The sequence below is a fragment of the Algorimicrobium echini genome, assembly GCF_900115185.1.
GTDB classification, from domain to species: Bacteria; Bacteroidota; Bacteroidia; order Flavobacteriales; family Flavobacteriaceae; genus Algorimicrobium; species Algorimicrobium echini.
Window position 1 is genome coordinate 442,216 of sequence record NZ_FOVN01000001.1, and the last position, 16,129, is coordinate 458,344.

The window sequence follows — 16,129 nt, forward strand, 5'->3', positions numbered from 1 at the left end:
GAATGACATGGAATTAAAAGATAAATTAGTATCCTCATTTATGGCCTTCGAAGATCGTATTGACATCGATTCGCCAGTGCATGATATTAGAAGTGAAGCAATTAAAGCATTTGAAACTAAGGGTTTTCCTAGCAAAAAGGATGAAGCTTGGAAATACACATCACTAAATAGCATATTGAAACACGATTATAGTGTATTTCCAAAACAGGAAAATGCACTAGATTATCAAGATGTGAAAAAGTACTTTATCCATGACATTGACACCTATAAAATAGTATTTATAGATGGAAAATATTCTTCCTATTTATCTCAAACGACACATGAAGGTATTGATGTCTGTCTTATGTCTTCTGCTTTAAACAAGCCAAAATACCGCTTAATTATTGAAAATTATTTCAATAAAATAGCAACTAAAGATAGCGTAACATCATTAAATACAGCTTTTTCGCAAGAAGGTGCTTATATTCATATTCCAAAAAACAAGCTAGTAGCAAAGCCGATACAAATTATTCATTTTGCTACTGGAAACGAATCGGCTTTAATGTTACAACCACGTAATTTAATTGTGGTAGATGAAAATTCACACGTACAGATTATTGAACGTCATCAAAGTTTAACAAACAATCCCGTACTAACTAACAGTGTCACTGAAATACATGCCAATAAGCGCGCCATTGTTGATTATTATAAAATTCAAAATGATAATGAAAACGCCTCATTAATTGATAGTACGTTTATCAATCAGAAGCGGGAGAGTCATGCCTCGGTGCATACATTTTCATTTGGTGGAAAATTAACGCGAAACAACTTAAACTTTTATCAAAATGGCGAACGTATAGATTCCACACTAAAAGGTGTTACTATTATTGGCAATAAACAACATGTAGACCATAACACCTTGGTACATCATATAGAACCAAATTGTGAGAGTCATCAGGATTATAAAGGCATTTTTGGCGATAGTTCTACAGGTGTTTTTAATGGAAAAGTTTTAGTAAATAAAGAAGCCCAAAAAACAAACGCATTTCAAGCCAACAATAATATATTGGTGAGCGATAAAGCAAGTATCAACACCAAACCACAATTAGAAATTTTTGCTGACGATGTAAAATGTTCACACGGTTGTACTATAGGTCAACTGGATGAAAGCGCTATGTTTTACATGCGTTCCAGAGGAATTCCAGAAAAGGAAGCCAAAGCTTTACTTATGTTTGCTTTTAGTAACAACGTATTAAGTTCAGTAAAAATTCCTGAAATAAAACAACGTATTACAAAAATTATTGCTCATAAATTGGGCGTTAATATTGGTTTCGATCTGTAGATAAAGTGTAAAATAGACTACCGTTATTTAATGGCATAACAACTATTTCTTGCTTGAAGCTATTTCGCGCTGTCTGCTTAACCTGTCCAACAACAGAGAGGTCAATTCAGTAATGAAAACAAAAAGGATCAAGCTGCTAATGTGGCTATTTTAAAACAACACTATGTTTAACGTTGAAAAAATAAGACAAGATTTCCCCATACTTCAAAGACAAGTAAATGGAAAACCGCTAGTATATCTAGATAATGCAGCTACATCTCAAACACCACAACAGGTTATTGATGTTATTGTAGATTATTACAGTAATTTTAATGCTAATATCCATAGAGGTGTCCACACGTTAAGTCAGGAAGCTACTGATAAATACGAAGCAGCAAGACAAACCATCCAAAAACATTTTAATGCCAAACATGCTCATGAAATTATCATGACGGCTGGTACAACACATGGTATTAATTTAGTTGCTAATGGATTTTCTTCTCTATTAAAAAAAGAGGATGAAATTATAGTTTCAGCATTAGAACATCATAGTAACATAGTGCCTTGGCAGATGCTTTGTGAAAAAACAGGAGCCACCTTAAAAGTGATTCCAATGAATACGGCTGGAGAACTAATCATGAATGATTACGACAGGTTGCTTACTAAAAACACCAAACTTGTTTTTGTAAACCATATTTCAAATGCTTTGGGCACGATAAATCCTATTGAAGCCATTATTAAAAAAGCGCATCAAGTTGGTGCAGCCGTTTTGATAGATGGCGCACAAGCTTGTCCGCATATAAAAGCTGATATGCAGGCCTTAAATGTTGATTTCTATGTGGCTTCAGCACACAAAATGTGTGGTCCCACAGGGATTGGTTTTTTATATGGAAAAGAAGCTTGGCTCCATAAATTACCACCTTATCAAGGTGGTGGCGAAATGATTGCTGACGTCACTTTTGAAAAAACTACTTATGCGGATTTGCCGCATAAATTTGAAGCCGGAACACCCAACATTTGTGGTGGTATTGCTTTTGGAGCTGCCGTAGATTACATGAACAACATAGGTTTTGCAGCTATTGAGAAATACGAACATGAACTTTTAGAATATGCCACAGCCGAATTACAAAAAATACAAAGCCTTAAAATTTACGGAACTGCAAAAAATAAAACGTCTGTTATATCCTTTAATTTAGAAGGCATTCATCCTTATGATATTGGTACACTTTTGGATAAAATGGGAATTGCCGTTAGAACAGGTCACCACTGTGCCCAGCCCATAATGAATTTTTATGATATTCCAGGAACTGTAAGAGCTTCCTTCGCCTTTTATAATACTAAAGCAGAAGTAGATGCTTTGATTACTGCTGTGAAAAAAGCACAAATGATGTTATCTTAAATATTCAAATAATTATGAAGTTAAAAAGCCTATTAGTAACCCTACTGTTTTTAGCAACTTTTTCTTGTCAAGAAACAAATTTAACCACTGTGTATGTTGCTAACAAACAAGCAGACTGTGTTGGAGTTGGCCCACAAAAATGCCTGCAAGTAAAATTTGAAAATGATACCGAATGGTCCCTATTCTACGATCAGATAGAAGGTTTTACATACGAAACAGGGTTTTATTATAAATTACAAGTTACTAAAGAAACTATTAGTAACCCACCAGCTGACGCTTCTAATATAAAATACACCTTGGTAGAAGTTGTAAAGAAATCGACAACCAAAATTAATTAGTTTGGCCTTCTTTTTGCACATCTCATAAAAAACAACAATTATGAAATATATTAGTCTCTTTTTTACCTGCCTTTTTATATGTTCTTGTGGCAATGCTAAAGAAGCATCTGCAATGACAACCCAAACCGAACTTGCTGGAAATTATAACATCACTTCTGTATATGGAAACCAGCTAGACTCCAAAGATCTTTTAATTCGTTTTTCTTTAGAAAAAAAAATGATTTCAGGCTTTTCTGGATGTAATCAATTTTCAGGAAGTTACGAAAACAAAGGAGCTGCTTTAAATTTTAGTCCTTTAGCAAGCACGCGAAAAATGTGTCGTCCTGAAGCAAACAAAACAGAACAAGACATCCTAAAAGCATTAAATGAAACCATTCGTTTTACGGAAAACAATCAGGTCATTACTTTCTATGATTTAGACAATAAAGTTGTTATGACTTTAGCAAAACCTGAACCCTCAAACTCACAAGTAGCAGACAAGCAAAAAGACTATAAAGTGGAGTATACTGCTATTTCTCGTGGTTCATATATGCTTATAAACTACGAGAATAATAGCATTTCTTTTCAAAAAGAACGAAACAGTAAACCGCAAGTAAAAGCACTATCTAAATCCCAAATAGCTTCCTTAAATGCTAAAATTGGGGCTTTAAATCTCAATGAATTAGAAAGCTTAGAACCGCCTAGTAAAGCCCATCAGTATGATGGTGCTGCAATTGCAGGATTAAAAATATCTACAGGGAGTTCAAATTATCAAACCCCTTCTTTTGATGCTGGAAACCCACCAAAAACTATAGAAGCTTTAGTTTCAGAATTAATAGGATATATTGAAAAGCCTTAAATAATTGAATAGCTACATTACTTATTGTATTTTTGTATAAAATTATGATGATGCAAATTGAAGATATACAGAACGAAATTATTGACGAATTTTCCATGTTTGAAGATTGGGAAGAACGCTACCAATACATGATTGACCTGGGGAAAGATTTACCTTTAATTGATGCCCAATACAAAACGGAAAATAATCTCATAAAAGGTTGCCAAAGTAAAGTTTGGGTACATGCTGATTTGGTTGATAACAAAATTATTTTTACCGCAGATAGTGATGCCATCATTACCAAAGGAATTATTGCAATCCTCATTCGGGCGTTTTCAAACCAAGAACCTCAAGATATTATAGCTGCTAACACCGAATTTATTGATAAAATTGGCCTTAAAGATCATTTATCACCAACCCGAGCTAACGGTTTAGTTAGCATGGTAAAACAATTAAAAATGTATGCTATTGCATATCAAACACAACTTAAATAATCTATTAGCAACTGTTGGTATTTAGTAATAAACCTATTAACAATACGCAAATAGCTTAACAACGAATATTAGAAATAATAAACTTCAAAAAACATGAGTGAAACTATAGATACAACAGCTTTAGGAGAAAAAATAGTTCGCGTTTTAAAAACCATTTTCGATCCAGAAATTCCAGTAGACATTTACGAGTTAGGTTTAATTTACGACGTGTTTGTAAATGAAGATTATGATGTAAAAATCTTAATGACTTTAACAACACCTAACTGCCCAGTGGCCGAAACCTTACCCCTTGAAGTGGAAGAAAAAGTAAAATCTTTAGACAGTGTTAAATCTGCTGAAGTAGAAATTACTTTTGATCCACCTTGGAGTCAAGATTTAATGAGCGAAGAAGCCAAATTAGAGCTAGGTATGCTTTAATTAGCCACTTCGATTCATATTCCATGACATGTTGATTGTTTTTTAGAAATTTAGAGGTATATTTTTAAATCTGGAATCTTAAACGTTAAACTTTTAATTTTTTGAATCCTACAGATGGCTAGATCCAGACTTAAATCCCTTAAAGACAAAGACAAAACAAGCTTAAAAAAATCCTTTAGTGCTTTAATATATATTCCACGTTTTTTTAAAGAAATATGGAAAACCAACAAAAAGCGTTTTATTTTATCAGCAATTTGTCGGCTTATTGGCGCTATTTTACCTGTATTAATCCTATGGGTTGGTAAAGTTATAATAGATGAAATTATACTTCAATCTACAATTGATGCTGTCAATTTCAATCGCCTTTGGACTTATGTTGCGCTCGAGTTTGGTTTAATTGTGCTATCCGATTTAATCAGTCGCGCTATTTCTTTAACTGACAATTTATTAGGTGACGCCTACTCCATTGATTCATCGGTTAAGATTATCAAAAAAACTAACCAAATTGATATTAGTTTATTAGAGGATTCTGAATTTTATGATAAACTGGAACGTGCTCGTACACAAACTGCTGGTCGTGTTGGGCTTATGTCTAATGCCTTGGGCGAAATACAAAGTCTTATTTCTATAGCTACACTTGTAGCTGGTTTAATTTATTTTGAACCCTATCTCATCATTTTATTAGTTTTAAGTATTATTCCGTCCTTTATTAATGAAATTTGGTTTAGTCAGCAACAATACTCGTTAGCGCGCGGATGGACAGCCGAAAGACGTGAATTAGATTACTTACGTTTTATTGGTGCTAACAGCCAAACTGCTAAAGAAATTAAACTATTTGGACTAACGGATTTTATTGTAGACCGTTTTAAAAATCTTTCTCAAGAATATTACCAACTCAATAAAAAGCTAGCCGTTAAACGTTCAGCTTTGGGTTTTATTTTTAATATTTTGGGAACTTTAAGCTATTATGGTGCTTATATATTTATTATTTATCGGGTTGTATCTGGCGTCATTACACTTGGTGAATTAACGTTTCTATCAGGATCCTTCAATAGACTTACACGAAATCTTCAAGATTTCTTCGCTAAATTTACCAGAATTACAGAAAGCGCGCTCTATTTAAAAGATTACTTTGAGTTTATTGATTGGTCCATAGTTCCAAAATATGAAGAAAATCAACCTATTCCTGAAAAAATTGTATCTGGATTCGAATTCAGAAATGTACATTTTTCATATCCTGATTCTGATCATGAGATTTTAAAAGGTGTAACCTTTACAATTTCTGCTGGTGAGAAAATGGCATTTGTTGGTAAAAATGGTGCCGGAAAAACAACGCTTACAAAATTACTATTGCGGTTTTATGAACCCACTTCTGGAGAAATTTTATTAGATGGTGTTAATATTAATCGCTTTAAAAAAGACGATTATCAGAAATATTTTGGTGTTATTTTTCAAGATTTCTTTCGGTATGAATTTACCGTTAAGGAAAATATTGCAGTTGGAGATATTGCTGAATTAAATAATCAAGAAAAAATTGAACATGCCGCCCAATTAAGTTTGGCTACTGAAGTAATTTCAGAATTAAAAAAAGGCTACAACCAACAACTAGGAAAGCGCTTTGCTAAAGGACAAGAGCTCTCTGGTGGGCAATGGCAGAAAGTAGCTTTAGCTAGAGCCTATATGAAAAATGCCGAAGTGTTGATTTTAGATGAACCAACCTCCGCATTAGATGCAAAAGCTGAAAGTGATGTTTTCAAGCGTTTTATTGGTTTAACACAAGGTAAAACGAGCATCATTATTTCGCACAGATTTAGTACTGTAAGGCAAGCAGATCGTATATTAGTATTAGAGGCCGGCAAAATTTTAGAAATAGGTACTCATAATCAATTAATGGCAAACAACGCTTTATATGCCCAACTCTTTCAATTGCAGGCTGAAGGCTATCAATAATTAAATTAACTTTGTATTATGGAAGAAGAAATAATTAATCGCGTAGCAAATAGCAAACTAATAACCTTTAATTTAGAGGATTACTACCCAAAAGGTGAACGTGTAATATTAGATATTAAAAACTGGTTATTTGAAGATATTGTGCTCCGAGAAAAAGATTTTAGAGAACAGGTTAAAAACCATGATTGGCAACAGTATCAAGATGCCTATGTAGCTATTCAATGTTCAACAGATGCTATTATTCCTGATTGGGCTTATATGCTCATAACACTTTCATTAGCATCCATTGCCAAAAAAACCATTTTAGGTAATTTAGAATTACTCGAAACAAGCCTTTATCAAGATATTATATCAAATTTAGATGTTTCTGAATTTCAGGACAAACCCATTATTATTAAAGGATGTTCAAAAAAACCGGTTCCAGTAAACGCTTATCTCATGATTACCAACAAACTAAAACCGGTTGCAAAATCCATAATGTTTGGCGAAGCTTGTTCTAGTGTGCCATTATTTAAAAGAAAATAGTATTTTTGTAGGGTTATTAATTACTAATTAATCCTTAAAACCTATGAAAAGAATATTTACTATTGGTTTAGTGCTGCTTGCGACAGCCACGTTTTCGCAAACAAAAGAAGAATTAAAAGAGCAAAAAGCTGAAAAACAAGCCGCTGCTGATGCCTTACAAGCAGAAGCCGATGAGTTACAAAAACAAATTGATGCTTTCCCAGGTTGGAAATTTGGTGCTTTTGGTACCATTGGTGCTAGTTTTTCTGAATTCAATAATTGGTACGGCCAAGGAACACCTAACAATGCTTCAGGAAACATTACTATTACGGTTAATCCTTATGCCAAATTAGATCGTGAAAACTATTTCTGGTACAACACAGGAAATATTAACTTAAGTTGGGTGAAATTTGATGATAAAGATGACCCAACAGATGATAATAGCTTTAGAGAAGCTAATGATGTGTTTAACGTAACATCCCTTTTTGGTTATAAAATAGCTAAAAATTTAGCAGCTTCTACACTTGCTGAATACCGAACTACACTTATTAACAACTTTAATGATCCTGGTTATTTGGATGTTGGTGTTGGTATAACGTGGACACCTCTAGAAAATTTAGTTGTTGTCGTACACCCTTTAAACTACAACTTTGTATTTGCTGATAATGATGCAATTTTCGATTCTTCTCTAGGTGCGAAAGTCGTTGCTAACTATGGTCGTTCATTTGGAAAATTAGATTTCAACTCGAACCTATCGGCTTTTATGAGTTATGAGGATTCTAACTTATCTAACTGGACTTGGATTAACGCTCTTAGCTATAAGTTATGGAAAGGTATTGGATTAGGTTTTGAATTAGGCTTGAGAGATAATAAACAAGAGGCTGTTAACTTTGCGTTTAAAGAGTGGGATCCTATGGGACTTGAAGCTCAACCAACCTTTGAAAACGTAGATAATGATTTACAAGTATATTATACATTTGGTTTGAGTTATGCGTTCTAAAACCAATCCATTTTTATAATCAAAAAAGCTCCAAACATTTATGTTGGAGCTTTTTTTGTTTTAATCATTAATCGCCTTTAAATTCTTTCGAAGTTTTCTTACGCTTAAATAGTTTTTTTAACCAACCATCTTCCTTTTCCAATTTACAATCTAAATCTTTTAAAACGTCATTACTTGGTGTTTCAAAAGTGCTTTTGGTAATTGCGTTAAATTCAGAATCGTTGTTCAATCTCTGATAAAATTTGGCAAACATGGGTAAAGCCGAATTAGCACCTTGACCCAAAGCCGTCGTTTTAAAACCGATGTTATAATTATCATTTCCTACCCAGGTAATAGTGACCAATTTGGGTGTAATGGCCACAAACCATCCATCTTTATTATCTTGTGTGGTTCCTGTCTTTCCGGCTATAGCGTTAGTTAAATTATAAGTCGTTCGTAGTCGTGAAGCGGTACCGCTATTAACCGTTGTTTTCATCATTTCCAATAAAACCTGTCGGGTATAATTGCTATACGCTTGTTTTTCTAACATTTCCGGCTCAAAGTCAGCTATCACGTTACCGTTTTTATCTTCAATCTTCGTTATCATGTAGGGTTTCACACCATAACTATTATTTACATAGCTGGCGTAAGCGCCTATTAATTCTATCAAATTTATTTCAGCAACACCTAATGCTAAAGAGGGTTCTGTAGGCAATGCTTTAGTAATACCCATTTTTTGCGCTTGCTCTTGAACTTTAGAAATACCAACATCATTTAAAACTTTTACGGCAATGGTGTTTACCGAATTACTCAACGCCATTTCCAGATTGTAATTAATATCTGTTTTCTCCTTGGGATCTTGTCCTGCATTGGTTGGTGTCCAGTTTTTGTAGTTGGTATAGGTTACGGCATCTATAGAATAATATGAACAAGGCTTCATACCGTTTTCAATAGCAGCTGTATATACAAAAGGCTTAAAGGTTGAGCCCACTTGACGTTCACTTTGAGACACGTGGTCATATTTAAAATAGCGATAATCTATACCACCAATATAGGTTTGGATGGCGCCCGTTTTTGGGTCGATGGACAACATTCCTGTATTTAAAAGTTTAAGATAGTGTTGTAGACTATCTTTTGCTGAAAGCATTGCAGTACTATCACCTTTCCAAGAAAATACATCCATACTGTGTTTTACAGATAACGAGTCGTCTATCGCTTTTTCTGAAAGACCAGCTTTTTTTATACGCTGATATTCTGGTAGGCTTTGTAAGGTTTTTTTAAATACACTTGTGTTGGATGTCCAAGGTGCATTTTTGCCATGTGATGCTTCATAAGCTGCTTGCAGTTTAGTAAGGTGTTCTTTCATTGCGTCTTCTGCCATGGTTTGCATCGTGGCATTTAACGTGGTGTAGACTTTTAATCCATCTTTATAAATATTATAAGCATCACCATTTGGCTTTTTATACGCTTTTAAAATCGTTTGAAGTTGTTGCTTAACCTGCGCTCTAAAATAAGGTGCTAATCCTAAATCGTGATTAAACGAATGATATTTAATAACGAGGGAATCCGTTTTAAGTGAATCAGCTTTTGCTCCTTTTAAATAGTTGTATTTCACCATTTGATCCAATACCACATTGCGTCGTGACTGACTTCTGGCAACCGATTTTCTGGGATTGAAATAGGTTGTTGCTTTTAAGGTTCCTACTAAGGTTGCAGCTTCTGGAATGGTTAATTGACTAGCCGATTTATTAAAAAATTTTTGCGAAGCACTTTCAATTCCATAGGTATTATCTGGAAACGGAACCGTATTTAAATAGAGTGTTAAAATTTCTTGTTTGGAATACACATCTTCCATACGTTGTGCTACAATAGATTCTTTAAATTTATTAATAAGCATACTAAACAATGCATAATCTTCCCGACCATATAAGTTTTTAGCGAGCTGTAGTGTTATGGTGCTTCCACCACCAGCCGATTTATCTTGAAGCAGTATATTTTTAAAAAACACACGCAACAAACTAATATTATCAATACCGTCATGTTCGTAAAAGCGAACATCCTCTGTTGCTACCAACGCATCAATCAAATGTTTTGGAAACGCTTCATACGCCAATGGCTGCCTATCGTAAATATAAAATTTGCCAATTAATGTTTCATCTTGATCTAAAACTTGTGTAGCTTCTGCTTGTTTTAAAGTACTTAATTCTTCATGTGTTGGCACTTTTCCAAATAGCCCAAAATAAATACAAGCATACAAGGCAACAAAGAATAAAATAATACCAGCCAATACCATTAGCGACCATTTTACCCATGTCTTTTTTAAAAATGCACGTACTTTACCCATTGAAATCTTGAAATATTTGAATCATCTATTTAGGTGAAATTTTATTATTTAAACAAACCCGCTTTATATAGCTTTTGAAAGTGAAAAAACTATTAGTCTTATCTTTTGTGCATTGTCCAAAAAAGAAACAAAAAAGACTAGACTTACCAACCCTTATCTAAATTTATCATTCGACGCCTAAATTTTAGGAACTCGCTTTGAAAACACTTATTAATTCATAATTTCGCTTGCTTAAACAGCCTAAAATTTTACGCCATTTACTCATGTATCAATATTTTATTTTTTGGTATTCGTAAATCTTCGATTTCATTTCAAATTTTACAATAAAACTTCGATGGGCCGAAATTGGAATATTTTAAAGCAAATCTTACAACATTGAATCACTGTTCGATACCAAAAACACAAAGGATTTAAAAACATTAATGAAACTCATTTAAGATACTAATGTGTTTTATTCTTCTTCGTCGTAATCTGGATATAAAAAGTGATTATAAGGAAAACGGGTTACATGAATCTCACGAACCTCATCATAAACACGCTTTTTAAACTCTTTCATATTCTGCTTGTTTAAGGCCGAAATAAACAAGGCATTATTGCCTACCCGATTCATCCAGGTTTTTTGCCATTCTTGTAGCGAATAATGTGCTTCTGTCCGCTCTACTTCCAAATCGGTTTCATCATACGGTTCTGGTTGGTAAGCATCTATTTTATTAAAAACCATAATGGTTTCCTTATCTGCACAACCTATTTCACCCAAAACCTTATTTACGGAATCAATATGTTCTTCAAAATTAGGGTGCGAAATATCCACTACGTGCAATAACAAATCGGCTTCGCGAACCTCATCCAAGGTACTTTTAAAACTATCTACCAATTGGGTTGGCAGCTTTCTAATAAATCCTACTGTATCGGTTAACAGGAATGGTAAATTCTGTATGACCACTTTCCGAACCGTTGTATCTAATGTGGCGAATAGTTTGTTTTCGGCAAACACATCGCTTTTACTAATGGTGTTCATCAGTGTAGATTTACCAACGTTGGTATAACCAACAAGTGCCACACGAACCATTTTACCACGATTACCACGTTGCACAGCCATTTGTTTATCTATGGTCTTAATTTTGTCTTTTAAGAGTGCTATTTTATCCCGAACAATACGTCTGTCTGTTTCAATTTCTGTTTCACCAGGTCCACGCATACCTATACCACCTTTTTGGCGCTCCAAGTGTGTCCACATACCTTTAAGTCGTGGCAATAAATATTCACATTGTGCCAATTCCACTTGGGTTCTGGCATAACTGGTTTGGGCGCGTTGGGCAAAAATATCGAGGATTAAATTGGTTCTATCAAGGACCTTACATTCCAGAATTTTACTGATATTTCGTTCTTGAGCAGCGGATAATTCATCATCAAAAATGGCGGTTCCAATATCGTTATCTTGAATGAATTGACGGACTTCTTCCATTTTACCTTTTCCAATAAAGGTTTTTGGGTTTGGCATATCCATTTTTTGGGTAAAGCGTTTTAAAACCTCTCCACCTGCAGTGTAGGTAAGAAACTCTAACTCGTCTAAATATTCTTTAGATTTATCTTCGTCCTGACTTTTTGTAATAACGCCAATTAATACGGCACGTTCGTGCGTGATATCTATTTTTTCTATCATAAGCTTTAAAAGTACAAAGTTAAACAATTGTAGGCAGTTTAATTTTTATATTTTTAACGCGATTGCTTAAATTTTTGAGTGTGATGCAAAAAAAACAGCCATAAAGAAAGAAGCGGTTATGCTTCTTTCTTTATGGCTGTTTACTCTTATAGTGTTTATTAATAATTTATTGCTTATTAACAATTATTTCAGTTGGTAGTGTAAAATTATAATTATAAGCAGGTTCTCCATCAAATCTTCCAGGAATTTCTTTTGGGTTCTCTATTTTCACATTTAATTGATTTAAATTTCCCGATAAAAATTCAAAAGTTGCGTAACAATAACCTTTATTAAGTACAATGTCATTAAAAATAAATATTAATTTGCCATTTTCTACACAGCTTGTATACATCGGGTTTTCACTTGGGTTCTCGTTAACTGGACTAATAATTGAATTAACAATAAATGAATTTCCCGAGTCAATCGAATAGCTGTAGTTACCAATCATATAGTCTTCGAATATTTTGTGTTCAGGAAAATATTTTTGAGTTACTTTGGTTAATTCGAATACCACTATTTGGTTCCCATTTTCCCATTTCCAAGTACCAATAAAGTCATTAAAAGTTCCGTTTAAATCAGAGAAATATGTATAGTTAGGCACATCTTCTTCCGTCAAACCACTACAAATATTTTCTGTTACACTAGGAATAGGTGCTGGATTTTGACTATAAATGTTGATTCCTAATAGTAAAGCTAAGGTTATAAGTATTGTTTTCATGTTATGAAAATGTAGACTTGGGTTTCAACGTAAGATAACAGTAATTGTTGAAAACAAAAAAGCCTCTCAAATGCATGAGAGGCTTTAAAGTTTTAAAGTTACTTATTGTTTTATCATGACATACTTACCATAAGGTATTCTGCTATCTGTTGGTGAGCCTTCCGGTATTATAGAATAACTACCGGTTATAACTGCTTTTAAATCGTTAACGTTACTGTTTTGAGTATTAGGTATGGTTCTTAAAACAAGTTCACACTTTATATAATCTCTTACCGGATCATAAAGCGCTAGAAAAATACTTCGTTCATTAGGACCACAGTTTTCACAACCTGGTAAAAACTGGGATGGATTTATTCTGTTACCAAATATAAGGTGTTCTGATATATCCGAAGGATTACTATCAATATTCGTTAACGTATTGACTAATTGATTTCCATTAGAATCTTTGTAAAGGTATTCTCCATATAGATAATCTGCATAAAAGGCTGGTATATTGCCTACACCATTATAATAATATTGTTCTTTTTTTCTAATAATAATTCTTAATTTTTCACTTCCGTTGTTATATTCCCAAGTTCCAATAAACCTATCAAAGTCATTATCAGTATCTTTATAATAGGCGTTAGCTGTATTAGCATAATCCGAGCCGTCATACAAAGATATTATGGGACTTTGCGCTTTACAAGAAACTATTGAGAAAATAAATTGGAGTTCTCATATCACTAATTTAAAACTAATGTTAGTAAGATAGAAAAACAGCAGAAAAGTATGAACGGTTTGGGCACCACTTTTAACTGCTGTTTTTTATTAAATAATTTTATCAGTTTTTATTCTTTAACCATTAAATACTCACCATAAGGTACTCTTATTGTAGAAGGTGAGTTTTCATCAGGTAACATTCCACCATGTGGAAATATTGTAGCTGTTATTTGTTCGTCTTGCCCGGGCACATTACCATCTTGTATATATCGCAGTACAGTGGAGACAGATAAATATGGACGTTCTGGGTCGCTAAAATATAGCTTTACCCTTCTTTCGTCAGGAGCGCAATCATCACATGCTACATATAAATTGTTTGGAATAATATAATTACCACCAATATTTGTGTTATCTAAATCAGTTTCTGTTTCAGTGATTAAAGGAAATGTATTTACAATTTCAACACCGTTGGTGGTGTATGAATATGCTCCGAACAACTCATCAGAATAGTATTTAAAACCATCGTAAACCATCTCTTTTTTTTCCAAAGTAATAGTAAAAGTTATTGTGCCTTCTGTGAAAATCCAAGTTCCTTCAAATTTATCAAGTTCATTATTTAAATCCTTTAAATAAGCTCCACTTGGTGTAGTAGTTGGAGCATCTAAACTAACGATTGGTGATTGTGCTTTACAAGATAAAGTTAGCCCTATTACCAATAAATTTATATATATTATATTTTTCATTCTATTATTTTTTAATTACAAGGTTTTGGGTTTGCTAAAGTTCCATTATTATTTAAAGACAATTTTTCCCAAGTTTCTAACTCGTTTGGGTTATTTAAATTGTTAGGTTTCAATTTATATAAAGAAACTCCTAATTCTAAATCATTCCGCAATAATCCAAACCTACTAAAAAAAAAAAATGATTAGAACTAGCTTTTTTGATGAATTATGTGCCGTTCATCAAATACCCAAAAAACCGTTACGGTTTTCCCGAAAAATGGTCCAGTTTCAGCACTTTGCCTTTTTGGCACTATGAGTTTTTGAGTATAAAGTCCATTTTTTAATTCCCAATTCATACTTTTAAGCAAACACTAAAATTAATGACCAGCAAGCAAAAGTCAGCAGATTCTCTTGGCACCTTTACTATTGCTTTTTACAATACCGAAAATCTATTTGATATTTATAATGCGTTTACTGAAATTTTTGAGTGAAATGCAAAAAACAGCCATAAAGTTAGAAAGAGTTGAACCTCCTTCTTAATGGCTGTTATTAAGTAATACGTAATTAAATAGTTTAATAATATAAGTATTTGAGAGCTAATACTGCAGCAGAAATACCTATAATAAAAATTGGTATTTTATTCTTCCAAGACCTCTTTCGGTAATAAGGAATAAGAATTATACAAAATGACAAAACACCAATAATAGTAATCGTAATCAAACTTATGCTTTGTGAAAAATTTTCGGGTGATTTTATATTTCCGTTATATAAATAAACAAATCCTAGAATTGAAACGATAATTCCAATAAAAGAAATTAACACATTTGTTCTTATTATTTTAATAGGCTGTTTAGAAATTATCACTTTAAATAAATTCCATACAGGAATTATAGCCACAGTAATAAAAATTACCACTTTAATAAAATCCCAAATAATCTTTTGATTTTCCATATTTATATCAAATCCATACAGCTAGAAAAATCATATGCAGCAATAAGCACTCCAACTGGACCAATAAAATTGCGTAGCACCCTTTTTAAACCTTTAATTCCTAAAGATAAAATTGTTTCGGCAGTTATGGTAGAAGCAGAGCCACCTACAGCAGCACTTGCAAGAGCATCTCCTACAGCAACCAACAAATCTAAGCCGACTGCGGAGCCAAGACAACCAAGAATGTTCGGACCACCCATTCCACTAGCGTCAGCTTTAAAACCATTTAAGCCGCCGACCAAACCAATACCTACAAGAGCGATTCTTGGATCGTCATTACTACCAAAAAGATCCTTCATTAAATTAGGGTCAAAACCTAATTCATTTAAGGCTAAATTCGTTTTGTTAACCAAAGGCATTGTTATTTGTAAAGCCTCATTTACAGTTAAGTTTTCCAATTCATGGGAACTATTTACTGATGTTTCAAAGAAACTTAAGACTAATTGTGCTTCATCAACCAGAGGTGTTATTTTGTTTAGAGCTTTAAGTTTTAAATCTTCAATAGATTTGGAACTCATCCCTTCGTTCCTATTTAACTCACTATAATTAGGTGAATATATTTCATCATTATCATATTGACTGCAAGAGCTAAATAAAAGTAATACTGATGCAAAAAGCGACAAGTTCGGTTTTCTAAATATTTCAATAATGTTCATAATTTTTTAAATTTATGTAATAATTTTAGTTAATAATAATTGTTTGATTGGTATTTGTGAAAAAGAATTTTAATAACTTATTATTCACAATGACTCCATA

Annotated in this window: 17 protein-coding genes; 9 read left to right on the forward strand and 8 right to left on the reverse strand. The window is 33.2% G+C overall.

Annotated features, from left to right (window positions below):
* Positions 1-7 precede the first annotated feature (7 nt).
* The 9 genes from sufD (at position 8) to BM239_RS02140 (ending at position 8,219) form a co-directional block, all read left to right on the forward strand.
* A complete protein-coding gene (gene sufD / locus BM239_RS02100; RefSeq protein WP_092205990.1) occupies positions 8-1,321 on the forward strand; it encodes a Fe-S cluster assembly protein SufD in 1,314 nt (437 codons plus the stop codon).
* A gap of 163 nt (positions 1,322-1,484) precedes the next feature.
* Positions 1,485-2,699, forward strand: a complete 1,215-nt coding sequence (locus tag BM239_RS02105; protein WP_092205991.1) for an aminotransferase class V-fold PLP-dependent enzyme — start codon at positions 1,485-1,487, stop codon at positions 2,697-2,699.
* Between the two features lie 14 nt (positions 2,700-2,713).
* The gene (locus BM239_RS02110) at positions 2,714-3,037 is read left to right on the forward strand and encodes a DUF4377 domain-containing protein (protein ID WP_092205992.1); all 324 of its coding nucleotides are present in this window, start codon (positions 2,714-2,716) and stop codon (positions 3,035-3,037) included.
* Between the two features lie 40 nt (positions 3,038-3,077).
* On the forward strand, positions 3,078-3,875 hold the full coding sequence (locus tag BM239_RS02115) for an META domain-containing protein (protein ID WP_092205993.1): 798 nt from the start codon (positions 3,078-3,080) through the stop codon (positions 3,873-3,875).
* A 50-nt stretch (positions 3,876-3,925) separates the two neighbouring features.
* Complete coding sequence (locus tag BM239_RS02120) at positions 3,926-4,348, forward strand: SufE family protein (RefSeq protein WP_092206751.1); 423 nt, start codon at positions 3,926-3,928, stop codon at positions 4,346-4,348.
* Positions 4,349-4,441: 93 nt separating this feature from the next.
* Positions 4,442-4,765: a DUF59 domain-containing protein gene (locus BM239_RS02125; protein WP_092205994.1), complete on the forward strand. Its 324-nt coding sequence runs from the start codon at positions 4,442-4,444 to the stop codon at positions 4,763-4,765.
* A gap of 114 nt (positions 4,766-4,879) precedes the next feature.
* Positions 4,880-6,715 carry an ABC transporter ATP-binding protein gene (locus BM239_RS02130; RefSeq protein WP_092205995.1) on the forward strand — a complete coding sequence of 612 codons (1,836 nt, stop codon included), beginning with the start codon at positions 4,880-4,882 and terminating at the stop codon, positions 6,713-6,715.
* A gap of 18 nt (positions 6,716-6,733) precedes the next feature.
* Positions 6,734-7,240 (forward strand): DUF2480 family protein, encoded by a 507-nt coding sequence (locus BM239_RS02135; RefSeq protein WP_092205996.1) that lies wholly within the window; start codon positions 6,734-6,736, stop codon positions 7,238-7,240.
* Positions 7,241-7,283: 43 nt separating this feature from the next.
* Positions 7,284-8,219, forward strand: a complete 936-nt coding sequence (locus BM239_RS02140) for a DUF3078 domain-containing protein (protein WP_092205997.1) — start codon at positions 7,284-7,286, stop codon at positions 8,217-8,219.
* Between the two features lie 67 nt (positions 8,220-8,286).
* On the opposite strand, the gene BM239_RS02145 is transcribed toward BM239_RS02140, so the two are convergent.
* From BM239_RS02145 to BM239_RS02175, 8 genes are all read right to left on the reverse strand, one after another.
* On the reverse strand, positions 8,287-10,542 hold the full coding sequence (locus BM239_RS02145) for a transglycosylase domain-containing protein (protein WP_092205998.1): 2,256 nt from the start codon (positions 10,540-10,542) through the stop codon (positions 8,287-8,289).
* Between the two features lie 451 nt (positions 10,543-10,993).
* Positions 10,994-12,205 carry a GTPase HflX gene (gene hflX / locus BM239_RS02150; RefSeq protein ID WP_092205999.1) on the reverse strand — a complete coding sequence of 404 codons (1,212 nt, stop codon included), beginning with the start codon at positions 12,203-12,205 and terminating at the stop codon, positions 10,994-10,996.
* A 166-nt stretch (positions 12,206-12,371) separates the two neighbouring features.
* A complete protein-coding gene (locus tag BM239_RS02155; RefSeq protein ID WP_092206000.1) occupies positions 12,372-12,962 on the reverse strand; it encodes a DUF6705 family protein in 591 nt (196 codons plus the stop codon).
* Between the two features lie 102 nt (positions 12,963-13,064).
* A complete protein-coding gene (locus tag BM239_RS02160; protein ID WP_317042722.1) occupies positions 13,065-13,664 on the reverse strand; it encodes a DUF6705 family protein in 600 nt (199 codons plus the stop codon).
* Between the two features lie 125 nt (positions 13,665-13,789).
* The gene (locus BM239_RS02165) at positions 13,790-14,404 is read right to left on the reverse strand and encodes a DUF6705 family protein (protein ID WP_092206002.1); all 615 of its coding nucleotides are present in this window, start codon (positions 14,402-14,404) and stop codon (positions 13,790-13,792) included.
* 188 nt (positions 14,405-14,592) lie between these two features.
* A complete protein-coding gene (locus BM239_RS15365) occupies positions 14,593-14,739 on the reverse strand; it encodes a hypothetical protein (protein WP_177208961.1) in 147 nt (48 codons plus the stop codon).
* Positions 14,740-14,956: 217 nt separating this feature from the next.
* Positions 14,957-15,334, reverse strand: a complete 378-nt coding sequence (locus tag BM239_RS02170) for a hypothetical protein (protein WP_092206003.1) — start codon at positions 15,332-15,334, stop codon at positions 14,957-14,959.
* 2 nt (positions 15,335-15,336) lie between these two features.
* Positions 15,337-16,029: a hypothetical protein gene (locus BM239_RS02175; protein ID WP_092206004.1), complete on the reverse strand. Its 693-nt coding sequence runs from the start codon at positions 16,027-16,029 to the stop codon at positions 15,337-15,339.
* Between the last annotated feature and the right edge of the window lie 100 nt (positions 16,030-16,129).

Excerpts from the sequence above, each read along its gene's own strand:
- sufD (WP_092205990.1), top strand. The coding sequence starts at position 8 with ATGGAATTAAAAGATAAATTAGTATCCTCATTTATGGCCTTCGAAGAT.
- BM239_RS02105 (WP_092205991.1), top strand. The coding sequence starts at position 1,485 with ATGTTTAACGTTGAAAAAATAAGACAAGATTTCCCCATACTTCAAAGA.
- BM239_RS02110 (WP_092205992.1), top strand. The coding sequence starts at position 2,714 with ATGAAGTTAAAAAGCCTATTAGTAACCCTACTGTTTTTAGCAACTTTT.
- BM239_RS02115 (WP_092205993.1), top strand. The coding sequence starts at position 3,078 with ATGAAATATATTAGTCTCTTTTTTACCTGCCTTTTTATATGTTCTTGT.
- BM239_RS02120 (WP_092206751.1), top strand. The coding sequence starts at position 3,926 with ATGCAAATTGAAGATATACAGAACGAAATTATTGACGAATTTTCCATG.
- BM239_RS02125 (WP_092205994.1), top strand. The coding sequence starts at position 4,442 with ATGAGTGAAACTATAGATACAACAGCTTTAGGAGAAAAAATAGTTCGC.
- BM239_RS02130 (WP_092205995.1), top strand. The coding sequence starts at position 4,880 with ATGGCTAGATCCAGACTTAAATCCCTTAAAGACAAAGACAAAACAAGC.
- BM239_RS02135 (WP_092205996.1), top strand. The coding sequence starts at position 6,734 with ATGGAAGAAGAAATAATTAATCGCGTAGCAAATAGCAAACTAATAACC.
- BM239_RS02140 (WP_092205997.1), top strand. The coding sequence starts at position 7,284 with ATGAAAAGAATATTTACTATTGGTTTAGTGCTGCTTGCGACAGCCACG.
- BM239_RS02145 (WP_092205998.1), bottom strand. The coding sequence starts at position 10,542 with ATGGGTAAAGTACGTGCATTTTTAAAAAAGACATGGGTAAAATGGTCG.
- hflX (WP_092205999.1), bottom strand. The coding sequence starts at position 12,205 with ATGATAGAAAAAATAGATATCACGCACGAACGTGCCGTATTAATTGGC.
- BM239_RS02155 (WP_092206000.1), bottom strand. The coding sequence starts at position 12,962 with ATGAAAACAATACTTATAACCTTAGCTTTACTATTAGGAATCAACATT.
- BM239_RS02165 (WP_092206002.1), bottom strand. The coding sequence starts at position 14,404 with ATGAAAAATATAATATATATAAATTTATTGGTAATAGGGCTAACTTTA.
- BM239_RS15365 (WP_177208961.1), bottom strand. The coding sequence starts at position 14,739 with ATGAATTGGGAATTAAAAAATGGACTTTATACTCAAAAACTCATAGTG.
- BM239_RS02170 (WP_092206003.1), bottom strand. The coding sequence starts at position 15,334 with ATGGAAAATCAAAAGATTATTTGGGATTTTATTAAAGTGGTAATTTTT.
- BM239_RS02175 (WP_092206004.1), bottom strand. The coding sequence starts at position 16,029 with ATGAACATTATTGAAATATTTAGAAAACCGAACTTGTCGCTTTTTGCA.